This window comes from Microbacterium sp. ANT_H45B (assembly GCF_008369345.1).
Taxonomy (GTDB): Bacteria; Actinomycetota; Actinomycetes; order Actinomycetales; family Microbacteriaceae; genus Microbacterium.
The window spans coordinates 1-21,644 of the sequence record NZ_VOBK01000002.1; the positions used below are offsets into that span (position 1 = coordinate 1).

General features: G+C 69.4%; 21 protein-coding genes and 1 rRNA gene. All 22 read left to right on the top strand.

Annotated features, from left to right (window positions below; genetic code table 11):
- The first annotated feature begins 2 nt into the window (after positions 1-2).
- The 22 genes from rrf (at position 3) to der (ending at position 21,641) form a co-directional block, all read left to right on the top strand.
- A 5S ribosomal RNA gene (gene rrf, locus FQ142_RS06310) occupies positions 3-119 on the top strand.
- A gap of 124 nt (positions 120-243) precedes the next feature.
- A complete protein-coding gene (locus FQ142_RS06315) occupies positions 244-1,500 on the top strand; it encodes a hypothetical protein (RefSeq protein ID WP_149422701.1) in 1,257 nt (418 codons plus the stop codon).
- A 47-nt stretch (positions 1,501-1,547) separates the two neighbouring features.
- A complete protein-coding gene (locus tag FQ142_RS06320) occupies positions 1,548-2,417 on the top strand; it encodes a hypothetical protein (protein WP_262492077.1) in 870 nt (289 codons plus the stop codon).
- Positions 2,418-3,455, top strand: coding sequence for an HAD-IIA family hydrolase (locus tag FQ142_RS06325; protein ID WP_149422702.1), 1,038 nt, complete (start codon positions 2,418-2,420; stop codon positions 3,453-3,455).
- Between the two features lie 59 nt (positions 3,456-3,514).
- A complete protein-coding gene (locus FQ142_RS17440; RefSeq protein WP_188042336.1) occupies positions 3,515-3,691 on the top strand; it encodes a hypothetical protein in 177 nt (58 codons plus the stop codon).
- Positions 3,688-4,485 (top strand): TlyA family RNA methyltransferase, encoded by a 798-nt coding sequence (locus FQ142_RS06330; RefSeq protein ID WP_056418742.1) that lies wholly within the window; start codon positions 3,688-3,690, stop codon positions 4,483-4,485. Before FQ142_RS17440 ends, FQ142_RS06330 begins: the two co-directional genes overlap by 4 nt.
- Positions 4,482-5,396: an NAD kinase gene (locus FQ142_RS06335; protein WP_056418738.1), complete on the top strand. Its 915-nt coding sequence runs from the start codon at positions 4,482-4,484 to the stop codon at positions 5,394-5,396. Before FQ142_RS06330 ends, FQ142_RS06335 begins: the two co-directional genes overlap by 4 nt.
- Positions 5,369-7,084 (top strand): DNA repair protein RecN, encoded by a 1,716-nt coding sequence (recN, locus tag FQ142_RS06340; RefSeq protein ID WP_410477430.1) that lies wholly within the window; start codon positions 5,369-5,371, stop codon positions 7,082-7,084. Before FQ142_RS06335 ends, recN begins: the two co-directional genes overlap by 28 nt.
- A 17-nt stretch (positions 7,085-7,101) precedes the next feature.
- Positions 7,102-8,799 carry a CTP synthase gene (locus FQ142_RS06345; RefSeq protein WP_056418725.1) on the top strand — a complete coding sequence of 566 codons (1,698 nt, stop codon included), beginning with the start codon at positions 7,102-7,104 and terminating at the stop codon, positions 8,797-8,799.
- Complete coding sequence (locus tag FQ142_RS06350; RefSeq protein ID WP_149422704.1) at positions 8,792-9,391, top strand: NUDIX domain-containing protein; 600 nt, start codon at positions 8,792-8,794, stop codon at positions 9,389-9,391. The genes FQ142_RS06345 and FQ142_RS06350 overlap by 8 nt, the downstream gene beginning before the upstream one ends.
- A 2-nt stretch (positions 9,392-9,393) precedes the next feature.
- Complete coding sequence (gene xerD, locus FQ142_RS06355; RefSeq protein WP_056418720.1) at positions 9,394-10,296, top strand: site-specific tyrosine recombinase XerD; 903 nt, start codon at positions 9,394-9,396, stop codon at positions 10,294-10,296.
- Positions 10,297-10,427: 131 nt separating this feature from the next.
- Positions 10,428-11,444: a hypothetical protein gene (locus FQ142_RS06360; RefSeq protein WP_056418718.1), complete on the top strand. Its 1,017-nt coding sequence runs from the start codon at positions 10,428-10,430 to the stop codon at positions 11,442-11,444.
- A 1-nt stretch (position 11,445) separates the two neighbouring features.
- Complete coding sequence (locus FQ142_RS06365) at positions 11,446-13,068, top strand: hypothetical protein (protein WP_149422705.1); 1,623 nt, start codon at positions 11,446-11,448, stop codon at positions 13,066-13,068.
- Entirely contained in the window at positions 13,065-13,796 is a 732-nt protein-coding gene (locus FQ142_RS06370; RefSeq protein ID WP_149422706.1) for an ABC transporter ATP-binding protein, read from the top strand. Before FQ142_RS06365 ends, FQ142_RS06370 begins: the two co-directional genes overlap by 4 nt.
- Positions 13,796-15,142: an ABC transporter permease gene (locus FQ142_RS06375; RefSeq protein ID WP_149422707.1), complete on the top strand. Its 1,347-nt coding sequence runs from the start codon at positions 13,796-13,798 to the stop codon at positions 15,140-15,142. The genes FQ142_RS06370 and FQ142_RS06375 overlap by 1 nt, the downstream gene beginning before the upstream one ends.
- Before the next feature lie 143 nt (positions 15,143-15,285).
- Positions 15,286-16,119: a ParA family protein gene (locus FQ142_RS06380; RefSeq protein WP_056419707.1), complete on the top strand. Its 834-nt coding sequence runs from the start codon at positions 15,286-15,288 to the stop codon at positions 16,117-16,119.
- The gene (locus FQ142_RS06385) at positions 16,103-16,924 is read left to right on the top strand and encodes a segregation and condensation protein A (RefSeq protein ID WP_149422708.1); all 822 of its coding nucleotides are present in this window, start codon (positions 16,103-16,105) and stop codon (positions 16,922-16,924) included. The genes FQ142_RS06380 and FQ142_RS06385 overlap by 17 nt, the downstream gene beginning before the upstream one ends.
- Positions 16,914-17,516 carry an SMC-Scp complex subunit ScpB gene (gene scpB / locus FQ142_RS06390; RefSeq protein WP_056418706.1) on the top strand — a complete coding sequence of 201 codons (603 nt, stop codon included), beginning with the start codon at positions 16,914-16,916 and terminating at the stop codon, positions 17,514-17,516. The genes FQ142_RS06385 and scpB overlap by 11 nt, the downstream gene beginning before the upstream one ends.
- Complete coding sequence (locus FQ142_RS06395; RefSeq protein ID WP_149422709.1) at positions 17,513-18,301, top strand: pseudouridine synthase; 789 nt, start codon at positions 17,513-17,515, stop codon at positions 18,299-18,301. The genes scpB and FQ142_RS06395 overlap by 4 nt, the downstream gene beginning before the upstream one ends.
- Complete coding sequence (locus tag FQ142_RS06400; RefSeq protein ID WP_149422710.1) at positions 18,298-19,443, top strand: prephenate dehydrogenase; 1,146 nt, start codon at positions 18,298-18,300, stop codon at positions 19,441-19,443. Before FQ142_RS06395 ends, FQ142_RS06400 begins: the two co-directional genes overlap by 4 nt.
- The gene (gene cmk / locus FQ142_RS06405; protein ID WP_056418700.1) at positions 19,436-20,110 is read left to right on the top strand and encodes a (d)CMP kinase; all 675 of its coding nucleotides are present in this window, start codon (positions 19,436-19,438) and stop codon (positions 20,108-20,110) included. Before FQ142_RS06400 ends, cmk begins: the two co-directional genes overlap by 8 nt.
- The gene (der, locus tag FQ142_RS06410; protein WP_056418696.1) at positions 20,103-21,641 is read left to right on the top strand and encodes a ribosome biogenesis GTPase Der; all 1,539 of its coding nucleotides are present in this window, start codon (positions 20,103-20,105) and stop codon (positions 21,639-21,641) included. Before cmk ends, der begins: the two co-directional genes overlap by 8 nt.
- Positions 21,642-21,644 lie beyond the last annotated feature (3 nt).

Sequence of the window (21,644 nt, forward strand, 5' to 3'; positions counted from 1 at the left end):
GTTTCGGCGGCCATAGCGTGAGGGAAACGCCCGGTTACATTCCGAACCCGGAAGCTAAGCCTCACAGCGCCGATGGTACTGCAGGGGGGACCCTGTGGGAGAGTAGGACACCGCCGGACTTCTTTTAAGCAAATGGCCACCCATCGTTGGGTGGCCATTTTGCGTTAACACGATCGAGAACAGGGAGCATCATGCCGGAAGAGGAACAGCGCCGTCCGCGTCGCAATGACGACAGTGGATCGCGTGACAGTCGACCTTCCGGAGGACGATCCGACGGCCGCAGCGGCGGCCCGCGTCGTGAGGGTGGGCAGTCTCGTGACAATCGCGACGGTGGCGCTCCCCGTTCGGGTGGCTACAGCCGTGATGGTGGTGCTCCGCGTTCGGGTGGGTACAACCGCGATAACCGTGATGGTGGTGCCCCTCGTTCGGGTGGCTACAACCGCGATAACCGTGATGGTGGTGCCCCTCGTTCGGGTGGCTACAACCGCGATAACCGTGATGGTGGTGCCCCTCGTTCTGGTGGCTACAACCGCGATAACCGTGATGGTGGTGCCCCTCGTTCGGGTGGGTACAACCGCGATAACCGTGATGGTGGCGCTCCCCGTTCGGGTGGGTACAACCGTGACAGCCGTGATGGTGGCGCTCCCCGTTCGGGTGGGTACAACCGTGACAGCCGTGATGGTGGCGCTCCCCGTTCGGGTGGGTACAACCGCGATAGCCGTGATGGTGGCGCTCCCCGTTCGGGTGGGTACAACCGTGACAGCCGTGATGGTGGCGCTCCCCGTTCAGGTGGGTACAACCGTGACAGCCGTGATGGTGGTGCTCCCCGTTCAGGTGGGTACAACCGTGACAGCCGTGATGGTGGAGCTCCCCGTTCAGGTGGGTACATCCGTGACAGCCGTGATGGTGGAGCTCCCCGCTCCGGTGGGTACAACCGTGACAGCCGTGATGGTGGAGCTCCTCGCTCCGGTGGGTACAACCGTGACAGCCGTGACGGTGGCGCTCCTCGCTCCGGTGGCTACAACCGTGACAGCCGTGACGGTGGCGCTCCTCGCTCCGGCGGTTACAACCGTGACGGTGGCGCTCCTCGCTCCGGTGGCTACAACCGTGACAGCCGTGACGGTGGCGCTCCTCGCTCCGGCGGTTACAACCGTGACGGTGGCGCTCCCCGCTCCGGTGGCTACAACCGTGACAACCGTGATGGTGGCGCTCCCCGCTCGAGTGGGTACAACCGCGAGAACCGTGACGGTGGCGCTCCTCGCTCCGGCGGCTACAACCGCGATAACCGTGACGGTGGTGCCCCTCGCTCCGGTGGCTACAACCGGGATGACCGCGCTCCTCGCCAGGACCGCGACTCGGGTCGTTCGTACCCGCAGCGAGGGGGAGCGGACCGCGAGCGCCCGGTGCAGGCGTCGGGCGATCGGCCGCGATTCAACGATCCGCACATTCCCGACGAGGTCACCGCGCGCGATCTGCACACATCGGCCCGCAACGAGCTGAAGACCCTCAGTAAGGAGAATGCTGATCTCGTCGCTCGGCACCTGGCGATGGCATCCCGCCTGATCGACGAAGATCCCGCGCTGGCGCACGAGCATGCCCTGGCCGCGTCGCGTCGGGCCGGCCGCATCGCGATCGTGCGTGAGACTCTCGGCATCACGGCCTATGCGACAGAGGACTTCGCTCTCGCTCTCCGCGAGCTGCGCACCTACCGCCGCATCTCCGGCAAGGACGACCAGATCGCTCTCATGGTCGACAGCGAGCGCGGCATCGGCCGCCCTGATCGTGCGCTCGAGACGGGTCGCGCCGTCGACCGTGCAGCTCTCACCACGCCTGTACGCGTGTCTCTCGCGATTGCGATGTCGGGCGCTCGCCTCGATCAGGGCGACCTCGAGCTGGCTCTCGGCGAACTCGAGATCCCTGAGCTCGACCCTGACCGAGCTTTCGAGTGGAGCCCGGCTCTGTTCGCTGCTCGCGCCGCAGTGCTCGAGGATCTCGGTCGCACCGATGAGGCCGAGTTCTGGTCGCACCGCGCCGAGGTCGCCGCCGAGGCTCTGGGAGTCGACGACGCCGGCGATGAGGAGATCATGATCGAGGACGGCCTCATCGAGGGCGACTTCGACGATGACGAAAACCTCGCCGCAGACGCAGACGCAGACGCAGACGCAGACGCAGACGAAAGCCTCGCCACGGACGCCGATGCAGATGCAGACGCCGACGCAGACGCGGCAGGGGTCGTCGACTCCGAGCCGACGGTCGAGGACGAGGTTCGTGAGCTGCTCGGCGAGGACGACGACGAGTCCGAGGAGTCCGTCGACTCCGACGCGTCTTCGACGGGTTCGAGCGACGACACCGCGAGCGACGACACCGCGAGCGACGACACCGCGGGTGACGACACCGCAACGTCCAAGGAGGCGTGAGTGGGGCTGTTCTCGCGGAACGCGTCGTCGCGGACTCCCCTCGACGGTGTGGACACCGTTCTGGCAGACCTCGACGGTGTCGTCTACGCGGGACCGGGCGCGCTGCCGCACGCGGTGGAGAGCCTGAACGCCGCTGCGCGAACAGCTCGACTCGGGTACATCACGAACAACGCGTCACGCACGGATGCATCCGTGGCCGAGCACCTGTCGAGCCTCGGCCTCACAGTGGCGCCTGCAGACGTGATCACGAGCCCGCAGGCGGCCATGCGCTTGCTGGCGGGACTGGTGCCGGCGCCGGCGACGTTGCTGATCATCGGGGGAGCGGGGCTGGTCGACGAGGCCGAGAAGGCGGGGTACACCGTCACCCGCAGCGCCGAGGACGCCCCGGATGCGGTCGTGCAGGGCTTCGCCCCTGAGGTGGCATGGACCGACCTCGCCGAGGCCGCCTTCGCACTGAAGCTGCCGGAGGACGAAGGCGGGATCCCCTGGATCGCCACCAACACCGACTGGACGATCCCGCGGGAGCGCGGTGTCGCCCCGGGTAACGGCACCCTGGTGTCGGCCGTCCATACAGCCATCGGTCGCCTCGCGACCGTGGCGGGCAAGCCCGAGACGCCGATCTTCGACGAAGCGACCGAGCGTTTCGGCGCGAAGAAGCCGCTGTTCATCGGCGATCGCCTCGACACCGACATCCTCGGTGCGGTGCGGGCCGGCATCGAGTCCGCGTTGGTCCTCACCGGCATCGACCGCCCCAAGCACGTGCTGGCGGCGCCCGAGGGCTCGCGGCCCACCTTCATCCTCAGCGATCTGCGTGAGCTGCACGAACCGTATCCCGAGGCCACGGTCAAAGACGGCATCCACTCGGTCAATGGCGCCTCCGTCCGCGTGGTGGGGGCGGACGTCGAGATCGTCTCCGAGGGAGACCGTCAGATCGATCTGCTGCGCGCCGGTGCGTCCGCGATCTGGGCCTCTGGCACTCCCGTGTTCGTGCTGCGGGTGCCGGAGCGTCTGTACGACGATCCGTTCCACCGACCCTGACCCCCGGTCGCTCGGCCCGGCTCCGACCGGGAGTCCCTCGCTCCACGTACAGTAGAGACGTGAGCGATGAGACGACCGATGCGCCGACGGACGGCCTGTGGAGTCGCCTGCGCCTGGTCGAAGGACAGCCGCTCGCTGCCAGGGCCGACGCGTACTCCGGGCTGCACGATGAGCTCTCCCGGCGACTCGAGAGCGGTGCGCGACTCGATCAGCGCGACGCGCCGGGCGCGCGATGACCCGACTCGACGCCGCCCTCGCCCTGCGAGGACTCGCTCGTTCGCGCACCCATGCCGCGTCGTTGATCGCCGACGGCCTGGTGAGCGTCGACGGACGCCCCGTCATCAAGGCCTCGACGGCCGTGTCGGATGCTGCCGAGATCTCCGTCGCCGGCGCCGACCACTACGTCGGGCGGGCCGCCCACAAGCTGATCGCCGCGCTCGACGGATTCGGGATCCCGGTCGACGGACGTCTGGCCCTCGACATGGGGGCGTCCACGGGCGGTTTCACTCAGGTACTCAGGGAACGCGGGGCGCGACGAGTGCTCTCGGTCGACGTCGGGCACGACCAGATGGCGCCGTCGATCGCCGCCGACCCCGGCGTCGTCGTGGTGGAGGGCTACAACGTCCGTCATATGACGACGGACAACCTCCGCAGCGTCACCGGAGAAGAGGGCACGCTCGACCTCATCGTCGGCGACCTCTCGTTCATCTCGCTCGAACTCGTCCTCCCCGCGGTCGCCGGTGTCGCCGCGCCCACCACCGACATCGTCCTGCTCGTCAAGCCGCAGTTCGAGGTCGGACGCACGGCCGTGCGCGGCGGCCTCGTCACCGACCCCGCGACCCGGGCGGACGCCGTCGCCCGCACGGCCTGGAGCGCGTGGGACACGGGACTCGGGATGCTCGGCATCCTCCCCTCTCCGATCCTCGGCACGCACGGCAACACGGAGTACCTGCTGCATCTCGCTCCGGGGCGAGGCAGCGATCCGTCAGAATGGTCGGACCGCATCAACACATTGGCAGGGAGACGATGAACGAACGCAACATCCTGATCGTCGCCCACGCGGGACGCGAGGACACCGTCGCGGCAGCCCGGCGGGTCGTCGACTCGCTGCGCGACGCCGGGATCCGCCCGGTGCTCGCCGCCGACGACAGCCTGGATCTGCGCGCCGTCGACTCCCATTTCGCCGACATCGACGTCCTCGGCGACACCGTCCAGCAGGAGGACCTCGAGCTCGCGGTGGTCCTCGGCGGTGACGGGACGATCCTGCGCGCGGCAGAGCTCGTACGAGGGTGCACGGCACCGGTGCTCGGCATCAACATGGGCCACGTGGGGTTCCTCGCAGAGATCGACCGCGACGACATGGACGCCGCGATGCGCAAGGTGATCGATCGCGACTACGGCGTCGAAGAGCGGCTGGCGCTGTCGGTGCGGGTGAAGGATGCCGACGGCGTGGTCGTCTACGAGACGTTCGCGCTCAACGAGGCGACCGTCGAGAAGGCGAGCCGCGAACGCATGATCGAGGTCGTGCTCGAGATCGACGGACTGCCGCTGTCGAGCTTCGGATGCGACGGCATGGTCGTCTCGACCCCGACCGGGTCGACCGCGTACAACTTCTCGGCCGGCGGCCCCGTGATCTGGCCGAGCGTCGAGGCCATCGCGGTCGTGCCGCTGTCAGCCCACGCGCTGTTCGCCAAGCCGCTCGTCGTCAGCCCTGACGCGGCCGTCGCCATCGAGATGCTCGAGGGGACCTCGGGGTCGGGAATCCTCTGGTGCGACGGGCGTCGATCCCACGATCTCCCTCCGGGTGCGCGCGTCGTGGTGCGTCGCTCCTCGCGGCCGGTACGTCTGGCTCGCCTGCATCCCACCGAGTTCACCAACAGGCTCGTGCGCAAGTTCCAGCTGCCCGTCGCCGGATGGCGCGGTCAGGGGGTCGTGTCGTGATCGAGGAGATGCGGATGCAGGGGCTCGGCGTGATCGCCGATGCTGTTCTGCCGCTCGGCGCCGGGTTCACGGCGATCACCGGCGAGACCGGCGCGGGCAAGACCATGGTCGTGACCGGTCTCGGCCTGCTGCTCGGGCAGCGTGCGGACTCGGGCGCCGTCCGAGCGGGCGCCGGGCAGGCATCCGTCGCCGGTGTGTGGATCGTGCCGTCGACCGGCGATGTCGCCGACATCGTGGCGGACGCTGGGGGAGAGCTCGAACCGGCCGGCGACGGCGCCGCTGAGCTGTACGTCTCCCGCACGCTGAGTGCCGAGGGGCGCAGCCGGGCGAGCGTCGGCGGACGCGCGGCCCCCGCCGGGGTGCTGTCGGCTCTGGCCGAGGAGCTCGTGGTCGTGCACGGTCAGTCGGAGCAGCTGCGGCTGCGTTCGGCGTCCGCTCAGCGCGACGCCCTCGACCGTTTCGGAGGCGCGGACATCGCGGTGCCGCTGCAGGCCTATGCGGAGGCGTTCGAGCGCTGGCGCGCGCTGGATTCCGAGATCGTCGACATCACCGAGAACCGCGATCGTCGGGCCGAAGAAGCGAGCCGCCTGAGGGAGGCCCTGGCGCTCATCGAGGCCGCGGCGCCCGAACCCGGCGAAGACGTCGAGCTGTCCGCTCGGGCCGAGCGGCTGGCGAATGCCGAGGAGCTGCGCCTCGCCGCATCGCTCGCCCACAGTGCGCTGTCGAGCGAAGAAGGCGAGCCGGATGCCTCCGCGCTCGTCGCCGAGGCCCGTCGCGCGCTCGAGCGCGTCTCGGATGCCTCGCTCACCGACATCTCCGCCGCGTTGGCCGACATCGGCTATCGCATCGCGGACGTCGCGGGGCAGCTGTCGGCGTACCTCGCCGACCTCGACGAGTCCGGTCCGCACGAGCTCGCCGCGGTCGAAGAGCGCCGGGCGGCGCTGGGCACTCTCATCCGCGCGCACGGCTCGCTCGACGACGCGCTCGAGCTCTGGCACACCGGATCGGCGCGACTGGCCGAACTCGACGACGACGGCGAGCGCGTCGACCGACTCGAGGCCGAGCGTGATGCGGCACGCGCCGACCTCGATGCTCGCGCCGAGACGCTGACGGCCGCCCGCACGGCCGCCGCCGCACGCCTCGGCGTCGCTGTGAGTGAGGAGCTGCACGCGCTCGCGATGCCCGATGCGACGTTGCAGGTCTCCGTCACCCCCGGCGCAGAGAGCACACACGGTCGCGATGACGTGGCCATCCTGCTGGCTCCGCACCCCGGCGCCGAGCCCCGCTCGGTGGCCAAGGGGGCATCGGGCGGAGAGCTGTCGCGCGTCATGCTCGCGATCGAGGTCGTCATCGCGGCGACCGACCCCGTGCCCACGTTCGTCTTCGACGAGGTGGACGCCGGTATCGGAGGCGCTGCGGCGATCGAGGTCGGGCGACGACTCGCCCGGCTCGCACAGAAGTCTCAGGTCATCGCCGTCACCCATCTCGCGCAGGTCGCCGCCTTCGCGACGAACCATCTGTCGGTCGTCAAGTCGCACGACGGGGCGGTCACCGCGTCGAGCGTGCGGCGATTGGACGGACCGGAGCGCGAGGCCGAGATGGCTCGACTGCTGTCGGGACTCACCGATTCGGATGCCGCGATCACCCATGCCCGGGAACTTCTCACCCTCGGGTCCTCCACCGACTGATAGGATCGAAGCCCGTGATGAACTCTTCTTCTGCGGGGCCCAAGAACGACACGACCAAGCACATCTTTGTGACGGGTGGTGTCGTTTCGTCTTTGGGCAAGGGGCTCACCGCCGCCAGCCTGGGCAACCTCCTGACCGCCCGTGGACTCCGCGTCGTGATGCAGAAGCTCGACCCGTACCTGAACGTCGATCCCGGCACCATGAACCCCTTCCAGCACGGTGAGGTGTTCGTCACGGACGATGGCGCAGAGACCGACCTCGACATCGGTCACTACGAGCGTTTCCTCGACATCAACCTGTCGCAGGCGGCCAACGTCACCACCGGTCAGATCTACTCGCAGGTCATCGCGCGCGAGCGCCGCGGTGAGTACCTCGGCGACACCGTGCAGGTCATCCCGCACATCACCGACGAGATCAAGCGCCGCATGCGTCTGCAGGCGACCGAGGACCCTCGTCCCGACGTCATCATCACCGAGGTCGGCGGCACGGTCGGCGACATCGAGTCGCAGCCCTTCCTCGAGGCCGCTCGCCAGCTGCGCCACGAGCTCGGACGCGACAGCGTGTTCTTCGTGCACGTGTCGCTCGTGCCCTTCATGGGTGCGTCCGGCGAGCAGAAGACGAAGCCGACCCAGCACTCGGTCGCGGCCCTCCGCCAGGTCGGCATCCAGCCCGATGCACTGGTGCTCCGCAGCGACCGGCCGGTGAGCGAGAGCAATCGGAACAAGATCGCCCTGATGTGCGACGTCGACGCCGAAGGCGTCATCAACACCGTCGACCTGCCGAGCATCTACGACATTCCGTCGACGCTCAACGACCAGGGACTCGACTCCTACATCGTCCGTCGCCTCGGTCTCGACCAGAAGGCCGCGGACGAGGTCGACTGGTCGCGCTGGAGCAAGGTGCTGCATGCGGTCCACAACCCCAAGCACGAGGTGACGATCGGGCTGGTCGGCAAGTACATCGACCTTCCCGACGCGTACCTCTCGGTGACCGAGGCGCTCAAGGCCGGCGGCTTCGCGCAGGAGACCAAGGTCAACATCCGCTGGATCCCCTCCGACCGCTGCGAGACGCCCGAGGGCGCGCGCGAGCAGCTCGCCGCGCTCGACGGCATCTGCGTCCCCGGAGGATTCGGCATCCGCGGCATCGAAGGCAAGCTGGGTGCGCTGAAGTTCGCCCGCGAGCAGGGGATCCCCACGCTCGGGCTCTGCCTCGGTCTGCAGTGCATGGTCATCGAGTACGCGCGGGACGTCGCCGGCATCGTCGACGCATCCTCGAGCGAGTTCGATCCCGACACCACGGAGCCCGTGATCGCCACGATGGCGGAGCAGGTCGAGATCCTCGACGGCGGTGACCTGGGCGGCACGATGCGCCTCGGGCTCTACCGGGCGGCTCTCGCCGAGGGATCGCTGGCTCGGGAGGTGTACGGCGCTCCGGAGGCCTCCGAGCGTCACCGCCACCGCTACGAGGTCAACAACGCCTACCGCGACCGTCTCTCCGACGCGGGGCTGGTGTTCTCCGGTCTCAACCCGGAGCTCGACCTCGTCGAATACGTCGAGCTCCCGCGCGACGTGCACCCGTACTACATCGCCACGCAGGCGCACCCGGAGCTCCGTTCGCGTCCGACCGACCCGCACCCGCTGTTCCGCGGGCTGGTGGGCGCGGCGATCGACCGGCACCGCTCGAGCGAGCTGTTCGACGTCGAAGCCGATGCCTGAGTCGTCGAAGCTGACGCCTGAGTCGCACGAGTTGCGCGACGAGCCCTTCCAGCCGGAGGTGCTCACCAGCGAGCTCGCGTTCGAAGGCGTCGTCTGGGACGTGCGCGATGACCGGGTGCGCTACGGCGACGGGGAGATCCGTCGCCAGTACGTGGCGCACACGGGGGCGGTGGCCATTCTCGCTCTCGACGACGACGGACGAGTGCTGCTCATCCAGCAGTACCGGCATCCGATCCGCCATCGGGACTGGGAGCTGCCGGCCGGCCTGCTCGACGTGCCGGGCGAGGATCCGCTCGAGGCCGCCAGGCGCGAGCTCGCCGAGGAGGCCGATCTCGTCGCGGCGCACTGGGAGCCGCTGGTCTCGTCATGGACCACGCCCGGCGGCAACGACGAGGTCATCCACCTGTTCCTCGCCACTGGGATCTCCGCCGCGCCCACAGCGCACGATCGTGAGGACGAAGAGGCCGACATCCGCGTCGAGTGGATTCCGCTCGACGACGCCGTCTCCGCCGTGCTCGACGGGCGCATGCGCAACGGCATCCTGACGATCGGCGTCCTCGCCGCCGCGCAGAGGCTGCGCGACCGGAGCTGAGCGTGCAGCTCGATCGAGCGTTGGACGCCTATCTGCGCCATGTCACGATCGAGCGCGGGCTCAGCGAGCACTCGATCGCGGCATACCGCCGGGACCTCACGGCGTACGTCGAGTGGTTGGACGCCGAGGGGATCGCCGACACCTCGGCGATCACGGCCGCGGTGGTCGGACGCTTCATCGCCGACCGATCGAGTGCCGATCCGGCGCCTGCCGCCTCGAGTCTCGCGCGTCTGCAGTCCTCGGTGCGCGGGTGGCATCGCTTCCTCACCAGGGAGGGCATCGACATCGACGATCCGAGCGGCCGCCTGCGTCCTCCGAAAGCGCCGCAGCGGCTGCCGAAGGCCCTGACCATCGATCAGGTCGAGCGGCTGCTCGCCGCGCCGTCGGCCGAGGACCCGCTCGGCATCCGCGATCGGGCCCTGCTCGAGCTGCTCTACGCGACCGGTGCGCGGGTCTCCGAAGCCGTCGGCCTCGACGTCGACGACCTCGCGCACGGCGACGTCCTGCGCCTGCGCGGCAAGGGGTCGAAGGAGCGCATCGTGCCCGTCGGATCCTTCGCCCGGGCTGCCGTCGACGCGTATCTCACCAGGGTGCGTCCGGGACTCGCCGCCAAGGGGCGTGCCTCCGCTCGTCTGTTCCTCGGGGCGCGCGGTGCACCGCTGTCCCGTCAGAGCGCCTGGCTCGTCATCCGCGCCGCCGCCGAGAGCGCGCACATCACGGCCGAGGTCTCTCCGCACACGCTGCGGCACTCGTTCGCGACCCATCTGCTGCAGGGCGGAGCCGACGTCCGCGTGGTGCAGGAGCTTCTCGGGCATGCCTCGGTCGCGACGACCCAGATCTACACCCATGTGTCGGTCGACACCCTGCGGGACATCTACGCGACGTCGCATCCGCGCGCGCGCTGATCCTAGCGGTACGCCGCCCCGGTCGACGACCAGTTTTTGTCATCCTTTTGGGGGACGCGAGGAATTCCCCTTTCTCCCTAGGCTTACGGGAGACCTCGGATCACTCGGGTCGATCGACGAAGGAGTACGACATGCGTTCCACCGGACCTCTTGCGGCCCTCGCCGCCACCGCCCTGGCTGCGACGCTGGTGGGGTGTTCTCCGGCATCCGATGAGGGTCTCAGCTACGAGGACTCGCCGCTCAGCACCTACCTCGCCTCCGCATACGGCGGCGACATGTCGCAGGAGGAGCAGCAGAAGCAGTACGAGGAACGGCAGCGTGAGCAAGAGGAGCTGATGGCCGAGTGCATGGCCAAGGAGGGGTTCGAGTACACGCCGAACACCGCCAACGGCGGCATGGTGTTCTCCGGTGACGACGTCGTCTGGGAGCCCGAGAAGAAGGACTGGGTCGAGAAGTACGGCTACGGGATCGTCAACAGCCCGTACAGCGAGGAGATGGGCGAGCAGACCGGGGAGGAGTACGTCGACCCCAACCAGGAGTACATCGAGTCGCTCTCGGAGTCCGAGCAGACCGCGTTCTACGAGACCGCCTACGGTGCCGGCCCCACCGAGGAGGAGATGTCCGAGGACGGCAGCTACGAGTACAGCTGGGAGTCCGCGGGATGCCAGGGCTGGGCGCAGCACGAGCTCGAAGGCGACGACCCGTGGCAGTCGGACGAATTCGCCGACCTCCGCGACAAGATGAACGAGCTCTACACGTCGACGCAGGACTCCCCGGAGCTCAAAGAGCTCAACGCGGCATGGGCATCGTGCATGGACGACGCGGGTGAGCCCGGGTTCTCCGCGCAGCTCGAGGCGCAGCAGTCGATCTCGGACGAGCAGTCCGCTCTCTACGACGCCGCCTACGGCGACGGCTCGACCCCGGTCGACACCGAGTCGCCCGACTTCGTCGACCCCAACGAGAGCCCGGAGATGGCGGCGCTCGGCGAGCGCGAGATCAAGCTCGCCCTCGCGGACCTCGAATGCCGCACCAAGACCTCGTACGCCGATGAGTCGCTGAAGATCCAGTTCGCGCTGGAGGAGAAGTTCATCGCGGACAACAAGGCCGACCTCGAGGCCTTCAAGGCCGCCGCCGAGCAGAACAGCTGAAATGACGCGCGACGAGACACCCACGACACCACTCCCGGAAGACCCGTCGATCACCGGCGGACGCGCCCCCGAACAGGGGGTGGGGGTCGATGAACTGATCCCGACCGACGATGACCCCGTCCTCGACGAGACGGAGGATCGCGTCGACACATCCCGCGTCAGCGGTTGGCGGCGCATCCTCCGTGGCAATCGCACCCTCTGGATCGTCGCGCTCTGCGCGGTGCTGAGCCTGGTCGTCGGGCTGCTGGTCGGACGTTTCCTGATATCGCCCGCCGAGGCGGGCGAGACGCCGGACCCTGGGTTGGTGACCGTACCGGTCGAGTTCGGTCCCCTCAGCAACGACGTGACCCTGCGGGCCGATGTCGGATACGCGGATGCGGTCGATGTGACGATCGACACCACCGGGGGAGGCAGCGTCGTGACCGGTGCCGTGCCCGAGGTCGGGGCGACGCTCGATCCGCTCTCGATCGCGCTGGAGATCGAGGGCCGTCCGGTCATCGTCCTGCCGGGTGAGCTCCCCGCCTACCGCACGCTGCGCATCGGCGTCTCGGGTCCCGACGTGCTGCAGCTCAAGCAGTCCCTGGTGAGCATCGGGATCGATGCCGGCGACGTCACGTCGAACCTGTTCGACCAGGCCACCGCGAATGCCGTGGGGCAGCTCTACGCGCAGGCGGGCTACCCCGCTCCGTCGCCCGAGGAGGGCGCGGAGGAGACCGTGCGCTCCGCCGAGGAGGGGGTGCGCGCCGCCGAGGACGGCGTGCAGCAGGCGCAGCAGGCGCTGAATCTCGCAGGTGCCGGCCCGAGCAAGCTCGAGAGCTGGCAGGCCGACGTGAACGTCGCCGCCGCTGAGCAGGCGCTGGCCGCGGCGAGGGCCGGAGCCGAGGGCACCAGTGTCCAGGAGGCGGAATGGGCCCTGCAGACGGCGCGCCTCGAGCGCGATCAGCTGTGGGCGGCGAAGAACACCGGGGCGGAGAGCGCCGCGCTGGAATCGGCCCGCGCTCAGGTCGACTCGGCCGCGCAGACGCTCGAGACCGCGCGCCAGAGCGTCCTTCCGTTCCTGCCGTCGAGCGAGGTGCTGTTCCTCACCGAGCTGCCCCGCCGCGTCGATGCGGTGAACGTCTCTCGGGGCACCTCGATCTCGGGGGCGGTCATGACCGTGTCGGGAGCGACGGTGCGCCTCACGGGCGCCGCAGCCGAGGCGGACGCTCGTCTGCTCAAGGCGGGCGGCGAAGGCACGTTCGAACTCCCCGACGGCACCGAGCACCGGGCCGTCATCGTCGAACTCAACCCCGGCAAGGACAACAAGGCGCGATGGGAGGTGCTCTTCGAGCCCGACCCGCTCACGCCCGAGCAGATCACGCAGCTGCAGGGAGCGAACGTCCGGGTGCGCATCGCGGTCGGTGCCACCGAGGGCGACGTGCTGTCGGTGCCGTTGGCAGCGCTCACCGCCGGCCCCGGCGGAGAATCGCGCATCGAGGTGGCGGAGTCGGATCCGCGCAAGGGAGACGACACCGAGACACGGATCGTCGTGGTGGAGACCGGTCTCGCGGCGAAGGGGGCGGTGGAGGTCACGCCGGTGGACGGCGAACTCGACGAGGGCGACCTCGTGGTGGTCGGAAAGTGACCGACGCGGGCGCCGCCACCGAGCTCGATCCCGAGGTCGGGGGAGCGACCGTCGTCGCGCCACCGCTCGTCGAGCTCCGTGATGTGACGCGGTCCTTTCCCGGCCCGCCCGAGGTGCAGGCGCTGAAGGCGGCGACGCTGTCGATCGAGTCCGGTGACTACCTCTCGATCGTGGGGCCGAGCGGTTCCGGCAAGTCGACGATGCTCAATCTGCTCGGACTCCTCGACCGTCCGAGCGTCGGAGAGTACCGCCTGGCGGGTTCGCTCACGGGCGACCTCACCGAGGACGAGCGCGCGGCCGTGCGTGCCCGGTTCATCGGATTCGTGTTCCAGTCGTTCCACCTGCTCCCGCGGCGCACCGTCCTCGACAACGTGCTGCTGCCGATGCTGTACAGCGGCGTGCCACGTCGCGAGCGCGAGGCCAGGGCGCGCGAGGCGCTGTCCCGGGTCGGACTCTCGCACCGTGTCGACTTCTTCCCCAACTCGCTCTCCGGCGGTGAGCGGCAGCGTGTGGCCGTCGCCCGCGCGGTCGTGAGCGGCCCCAGGCTGCTGCTGGCGGACGAACCCACGGGAAACCTCGACCACCGGACATCCGGCGAGGTCATGGCGCTCTTCGAAGAGCTCAACGCCGACGGGCTCACGCTGATCGTCATCACCCATGATCAGGATGTCGCTCGGCGCGCCCGCCGCCGCATCCAGATCTCCGACGGCCGATTGACGGAGCTGTGATGCGCGCCCTGCGGTGGCGTCGCGGACAGCGCGGTCAGGCGGACGCCTCCACCGAGCAGGAGGGCGGTGGGGCCGCGGTGACGGGCGACCCGACGGCTGCGCCTCTCGTCCCGGCGATCACGCACGCGGACCGCTTCACCTTCCAGGATCTCGTCGCCGAGGCGACCGCGGACATCGGATCGCGCCCTGCGCGCCTCGTGATGACGATCATGGGCACGGTGCTCGGGATCGCCTCGCTCGTCGCCACTCTCGGATTCGCGCAGACGGCGGCCGGGCAGATCGCCAGCCAGTTCGACGGAGCGGCGGCCACGAGGGTCGTGGTGACCGCGGCGACCGCGCAGTCCGGAGCGAAGAACACCACGGTCGCCGCCGGGCGGCTGCCCTGGGACGCTCCGGATCGCGTGGCGCTGCTCGCAGGAGTCGAGAGCGCGGCTCTGCTGGGCGAGGTCGAACTCGCCGAGGGCGAGACGGTGACGGCTGTGCCGGTCAACGACCCGTCAGCGCCGGCGGTCTCGTCGCCGCGGCTCTTCTCCGCCTCTCCGGAGCTCGTCGACGCCGAGGAGGGCGAGGTGGTCGCCGGGCGGTTCTTCGACCAGGGGCACGACACCCGCGCCGATCGGGTCGCGGTGCTCGGCGCACGCGCGGCCGAGCGCATGGGCATCAACCGGGTCGACTCGCAGCCCTCCGTCTTCGTCGCCGGCATCGCATATGCCGTGGTCGGCATAGTCGACGGCATGGAGAGACGCAGTGAGCTCTCGGACGCGGTGATTATCCCGATCGGATCGGCCAGGGCGGACTTCGGTCTGCTCGCGCCGTCGGATCTCGACATCCGCATCGTCGTCGGCGCAGGTCCTCAGGTCGCCGAGCAGTCCGTCCTCGCACTGCAGCCCGACGACCCGGACAGCCTGGAGGCGAACGCGCCCTCGGGTTCCTCCGACCTGAGCCAGAGCGTGCAGTCCGACGTGAACGTCGTGTTCCTGATCCTCGGTGTGATCGCCCTCCTGGCGGGGGGTCTCGGGATCGCGAACGTCACCCTGCTCTCGGTCATGGAGCGCATCGGCGAGATCGGCCTGCGTCGAGCGCTCGGAGCGACCCGTCGGCAGATCGGCTCGCAGTTCATGGTGGAGTCCGTCGTCATCGGGTTCATCGGCGGTCTGATCGGCTCAGCGCTCGGCGTGCTCGCCGTGATCGTGGTCGCCGTCGTGCAGGGGTGGACTCCGGTCGCCGATCCGCTCGTCGCCGTGGCCGGCGCGCTGCTCGGGGCGGTCGTCGGGTGGGGGTCCGGATGGTACCCGGCCCGGCGCGCGGCGCGGATCGAGCCGGTGGAGGCACTCCGGGGCGGCTGAGCGCGTGCGGCTGCTGCCGCGCGCCGAGGCACGGGTCGACAGGGCTCCCGCTAGACTCGTTCAAGCACGACGGAGCAGGAGAATCGGTGGCTGAGAACGCGGCGAAGTCCAGGGTGAAGACGTCGAAGACCGACGACACCCCCATGGGACCCACCGGGCGTCCCTATCACGGCTTCGCGACCCCCGAACCGCTGGCGTCGCACGGCCCGGCGCGCATCATCGCGCTCTGCAACCAGAAGGGCGGCGTCGGCAAGACGACCACCTCGATCAACCTGGCCGCCGCGCTGGCCGAGTACGGACGCAAGGTGCTCGCCGTCGACTTCGACCCGCAGGGGGCACTGTCGGCCGGTCTCGGCATCCAGACGCACGATGTGCCGACCGTCTACGACCTGCTGCTCGACACCAAGCGCGACGCGCACGACGCGATCGTCCACTCCGGCGTCGCGGGCCTCGACGTGATGCCCGCGAACATCGACCTGTCGGCGGCGGAGGTGCACCTCGTCAACGAGGTCGCCCGTGAGACGATCCTCGCCCGCGTGCTGCGTCAGGTGGCGGGGGAGTACGACGTCATCCTCATCGACTGCCAGCCCTCGCTGGGGCTGCTCACCGTGAACGCGCTCACCGCCGCGCACGGTGTCATCATCCCGCTCGAGTGCGAGTTCTTCGCTCTTCGCGGCGTCGCCCTGCTCATCGAGACGATCGACAAGGTGCGCGACCGCCTCAACCCGTCCATCACGATGGACGGTCTGCTGGCCACGATGTACGACCCGCGCACGCTGCACTCCCGTGAGGTGCTGCAGCGCGTCGTCGAGGCCTTCGGCGACGATGTGCTGGAGACCGTCATCGGCCGCACCGTGAAGTTCCCGGATGCGTCGGTCTCGGGTGTGCCCATCACCGAGTTCGCTCCGGAGCACGCCGCCGCCCAGGCATACCTGCGGCTGGCGCGGGAGCTGGTCGCCCGTGGCGCTGTCGCCTGACGAGAGCCTCGCACCTGACGACACGACGGGATTCCGGGTCTCGCTGTCGAACTTCGACGGACCGTTCGATCTTCTGCTGAATCTCATCTCGAAGCATGAGATGGACATCACGGAGGTGTCGCTGAGCGCGGTCACCAACGAGTTCATCGCCTACCTCCGCGAGCTCGACGACGACGAGGAGCTCGACCAGGCGTCGGAGTTCCTGGTGGTCGCGGCCACGCTGCTCGACATGAAGGTCGCCGGCCTCCTCCCGCAGGGCGAGCTGGTGGATGCCGAGGCGGTGGCACTGCTCGAAGCCCGTGACCTGCTCTTCGCACGGCTGCTGCAGTACCGGGCGTTCAAGGAGGTCTCGGCGTGGTTCGCCCGCTGCCTCCAGCGCGAGGACCGGCGGCATGTGCGGGCGGTGCGCCTCGACGAGAAGCACCGTCGGAAGACCCCGGAGCTGGTCTGGTCGCTGAGCGTCGACGACTTCGCCGCGCTGGCCCTGCTGGCGTTCGCGCCCAAGGAGATCCCGCACGTCGGACTCGACCACCTGCACGCCCCGCTCGTCAGCATCCGCGAGCAGGCAGCGATCGTGGTGACCCTGTTGCGCGCCGCAGAGGCGGTGAGCTTCCGCGAGCTGGTCGCCGGAGTGAGCGAGCCGGGAATCGTCGTCGCTCGCTTCATCTCCGTGCTGGAGCTGTACCGCCACGCGGCGCTCTCGTTCGAGCAGCTGGAGCCGCTCGGCGAACTGACACTGCGCTGGGCGGCCGATTCGTGGTCGGACGAGACACTCGCGACCCTGGGAGCCGATTATGACCGATGATGTGACCGGATCCGTGACGGATCCCCCCGCGACCGAGTCTCCGCTGGCGGAACGGATCGAGGCGATCCTGCTCATCATCGACGAGCCGATCGGGCTGATCGCGCTGGCGGCGGCCGTGGGCTCGCCGGTGGCGGCGGTGCGTCAGACGATCGAGACGCTCGTCGACGACTACGACGGCAGAGGCGCAGGCCCGCGCCGCGGGTTCGAGCTGCGCGAGGTCGGGGGCGGCTGGCGTCTCTACGTGCGCGACGACCACGACGACCTCGTGGCCGAGTTCATCGGCGGCCAGGCCCCCGCACGCCTCTCGCAGGCGGCACTCGAGACGCTCGCGGTGATCGCCTACAAGCAGCCCGTGACGCGCAGCCAGGTCGCCTCCATCCGCGCGGTGAACGTGGACTCGGTGGTGCGCACGCTGCTCGCCCGCGGCCTCATCACCGAGATGTTCGCGGACTCCGAGACCGGCGCCATCAACTACGGCACGACGGATGCGCTCCTGCAGCATCTGGGCATCAACTCGCTCGACGAGCTGCCCCCCATTTCTCCTCTGCTCGACGACGGTGCAGACGGCTTCGACGAAGGGACCATCCGATGAGCGGCTTCGAGACACCCGAGGGCGTCCGCCTGCAGAAGGTCCTGGCTGCCGCCGGGGTCGCCTCGCGACGGGTCGTGGAGCAGTACATCGTCGAGGGCCGGATCAAGGTCAACGGCGAGACCGTGACCGAGCTCGGACGCCGGATCGACCCCGAGACCGATCTCGTCGACGTCGACGGCACCGCCGTGCAGCTCGACGTGTCGAAGCGCTACGTGATCCTGAACAAGCCCACGGGTGTGGTCAGCAGCATGCGCGATGAGAGCGGACGCCCCGACCTGCGCCGATTCACCGACGACTACGAAGAGCGGCTCTACAACGTCGGGCGACTGGATGCCGAGACCAGCGGTCTGCTCGTGCTGACCAACGACGGGGAGCTCGCGCACGTTCTCGCGCACCCCTCGTTCGGGGTCACCAAGGTCTACATCGCGAAGGTCGACGGCGCGGTCACGGCTCAGACGATCTCGCGGCTCACCAAGGGCATCGACCTCGACGACGGGTTCATCGCGGCCGACAAGGCGCGCCTGCTCGACACCTCGCGCGGGTCGAGTCTCGTCGAACTGACGCTGCACTCCGGGCGCAATCGCATCGTGCGGCGCATGCTGGCGGCCGTCGGTCATCCGGTCACCGAACTCGTGCGTCGGCAGTTCGGTCCGCTGCACCTGGGAACGCTCCCGGTCGGGAAGAGCCGCGAACTGACTAAAATCGAACTGGGCGCGCTCTTGACTCTGTCGCGCCGTGATTCCGGTGTCGCCGTGGCGCCAGGCGAGCAGCAGGAGAACGAGTGACCGATACGACGAGTGTGCCCACGGGGGCTCGGAGTTCCGTCGCGCCACGAACTGCGGCGAGGCTCTCCGGCACCGTGCGCGTCGTCGGCGCCGGCCTGCTCGGCTCGAGCATCGGCCATGCGCTCCGCGCGAAGGGCGTCGATGTCGTCCTCGCCGACACATCGCCCGCCCAGCTCCGCCTCGCCGTCGACTACGGTGCGGGCCGAACCGCCGCCGACGATGACGCTCCCGTGCTCGTCGTCGTCGCCGTTCCCCCGGATGTCACCGCCGACGTGATCGAAACGGAGCTGACCCGCTTCCCGGACGCGGTGGTCACCGATGTGGCGAGCGTCAAGCTGGAACCGTTCCGCAGTCTGCAGGACCGAGGCGTCGACCTCACCCGGTACATCGGCTCGCACCCTCTCGCCGGACGAGAGCGCGGCGGCGCGATCTCGGCACGCGCCGACCTGTTCATCGGTCGTCCCTGGGTCGTCTGCCGCGACGCGGACACCCGCGCGACGGACCTCGCGCTCGTCGAGGCGCTCGCGCTGGATGTCGGCGCCATGCCTCTCGAGATGACTCCCGAGGAGCACGACCGTTCCGTCGCGCTGACCTCGCACGTGCCGCAGGTGGTCGCGAGTCTGCTCGCCGGGCGACTCGCCGTGGCCGACGAGGGCGCTCTGCGGCTCTCCGGTCAGGGTGTGCGAGACACCACGCGCATCGCGGCATCCGCGCCCGAGCTGTGGGTGCAGATCCTCGGCGCGAACGCCGCGCCCGTCGTCGAGATCCTCGACGCGCTGGCAGCCGACCTCCGAGAGGTGTCGGAGGCGTTGCGTGCCCCCGAGGCGCCGGGCGCCCGACGCGTGGTGGCCGAGACCATCCGGCAGGGCAACGACGGCGTCGAACGGCTGCCGGGCAAGCACGGCCAGAACCAGAGGTTCGAGTCCCTCGTCGTCATGATCGACGACACCGCAGGGCAGCTCGGACGGCTGTTCGGGGAGCTTGGCGAGCTCGGCGTGAACGTCGAGGATCTCCGCCTCGAGCACTCGCCCGGTGCGCAGTTCGGTCTCGCCGAGATCAGCGTCGACCCCGCTGCGCTGCACGGGGCGATCACCGGACTCCAGGAACGCGGCTGGCGGATTGCAGGTACGACCAATGACTGACTTCATCGCGATCGACGGACCCGCAGGTTCCGGCAAGTCCAGCGTGTCCAAGGCCGTGGCCCGCACGCTCGGATTCGGCTACCTCGACACCGGATCCGCGTACCGCGCACTCGCCTGGCACGTCCTGGATCGGGGTGCGGACACGGCGGATGCCGGAGCCGTCCTCGCCGCGGTCGCCGAATTCCCGGTGCGTCTCGGACTCGATCCCGATGACCGTGCCGTGCACGTCGGCGACGTCGACGTCACCGACGCCATCCGCGAGCCGGCGGTCTCGGGCGCGGTGAGCGGTGTCGCCCGGGTGCCCGAGGTGCGAGAGCAGGTCAACCGTCTGTTCCGTTCCCTCGTCGCCGAGGCGCCGTATCCCGCGGTCGTCGTCGAGGGCCGTGACATCACCACGGTGGTCGCTCCGGACGCGCCCGTGCGCATCCTCCTGACGGCAGCCCCCGAGGTGCGCGCCGCGCGCCGTGCGGGCGAGCTCGCAGGGGAGAACGCCGAGGCCGTGGCCGCCGCACTGCACAAGCGAGACGCATCAGACAGCGCCGTCGTCGATTTCCTCAACGCCGCAGAGGGCGTGGAGGTCGTCGACTCGACGGAGCTCGATTTCCCACAGACCATCGACGCCGTTCTCTCGGTGATCGAACGAATCCGAGGAGTACACCATGGCTGACGACGAATACGACCCTTCGACAGGCTCAGGGACCGGTGTCGATCGGCTCGCCGAGAAGATGGAGTCGCTCGACGAGCAGCTCGCCGAGGCGCGCGCCGAGACGCTGCGCGCCGGCCTCGCCGACTACGACCTGGACGATGAGGATGCCGCGCTCCTCGCCGGCATCACGATGGGCGAGGACGGCATCCAGTTCTTCCCCGCCCTGCCCGTCGTCGCGATCGTCGGTCGACCGAACGTCGGCAAGTCCGCGCTGGTGAACCGCATCCTCGGACGCCGTGAGGCCGTCGTCGAGGACACCCCCGGCGTGACGCGCGACCGTGTCACGTACAAGGCGGAGTGGGCGGACCGCCGGTTCTCGCTCGTCGACACCGGCGGATGGGAGCCTGACGCCCGTGGCATCGACCGCTCCGTCGCCGCGCAGGCGGAGGTCGCGATCGACCTCGCCGACGTGGTGCTCTTCGTCGTCGACGCGATGGTCGGCGCCACGTCGACCGATGAGCATGTCGTCAAGCTGCTGCGCAAGAGCGGCAAGCCGGTGTTCCTCGTCGCGAACAAGATCGACGACGCCCGCCAGGAGCCCGAGGCCGCGGCTCTCTGGAACCTCGGACTCGGTGAGCCGCATCCGGTCTCGGCCATCCACGGCCGTGGCGTGGCAGACCTGCTCGATCAGCTGCTGAAGACCCTGCCCGACGTCTCGGCCGTCGCGAAGGCGGAGATCGGCGGACCGCGTCGTGTCGCGATCCTCGGTCGACCGAACGTCGGCAAGTCGTCGCTCCTGAACAAGGCGGCGGGCGAAGAGCGCGTGGTCGTCAACGACCTCGCCGGCACCACCCGCGACCCGGTCGACGAGGTCGTGGAGCTCGGCGGCAAGCTGTGGCGCCTGGTCGACACCGCCGGCATCCGTCGTCGCGTGCACATGGCGCAGGGCGCCGACTTCTACGCGTCGCTGCGTACCTCGGCGGCGCTCGAGAAGGCGGAAGTCGCCGTCGTGGTGCTCGACGTGTCGGAGACCATCAGCGAGCAGGACGTGCGGATCATCGACCTCGTGCTCGAGTCCGGTCGCTCGCTCGTGCTCGCGTTCAACAAGTGGGATCGTCTGAACGACGACGACCTCGAGAACGCCGACCGTCGGCGGTACCTCGAGCGTGAGATCGAGCAGGACCTCGCCCACGTGGCGTGGGCCCCGCGCGTCAACATCTCCGCGAAGACGGGTCGTCACCTCGACAAGCTCGTGCCTGCGCTCGAGACCGCCCTCGAGAACTGGGATCGACGCATCCCGACCGGCAAGTTCAACGCCTTCCTCGCCGAGCTCGTCGCCGAGCACCCGCATCCGCTGCGTGGCGGCAAGCAGCCGCGCATCCTGTTCGGCACCCAGGCGTCGACGCGCCCGCCGACGTTCGTCCTGTTCACCACCGGCTTCCTCGACCCGGGATACCGCCGATTCATCCAGCGCCGCCTGCGCGAGCTGTACGAATTCGACGGCACGCCGATCGTGATCAACATGCGCGTCCGCGAGAAGCGCCAGCGCTGAGTC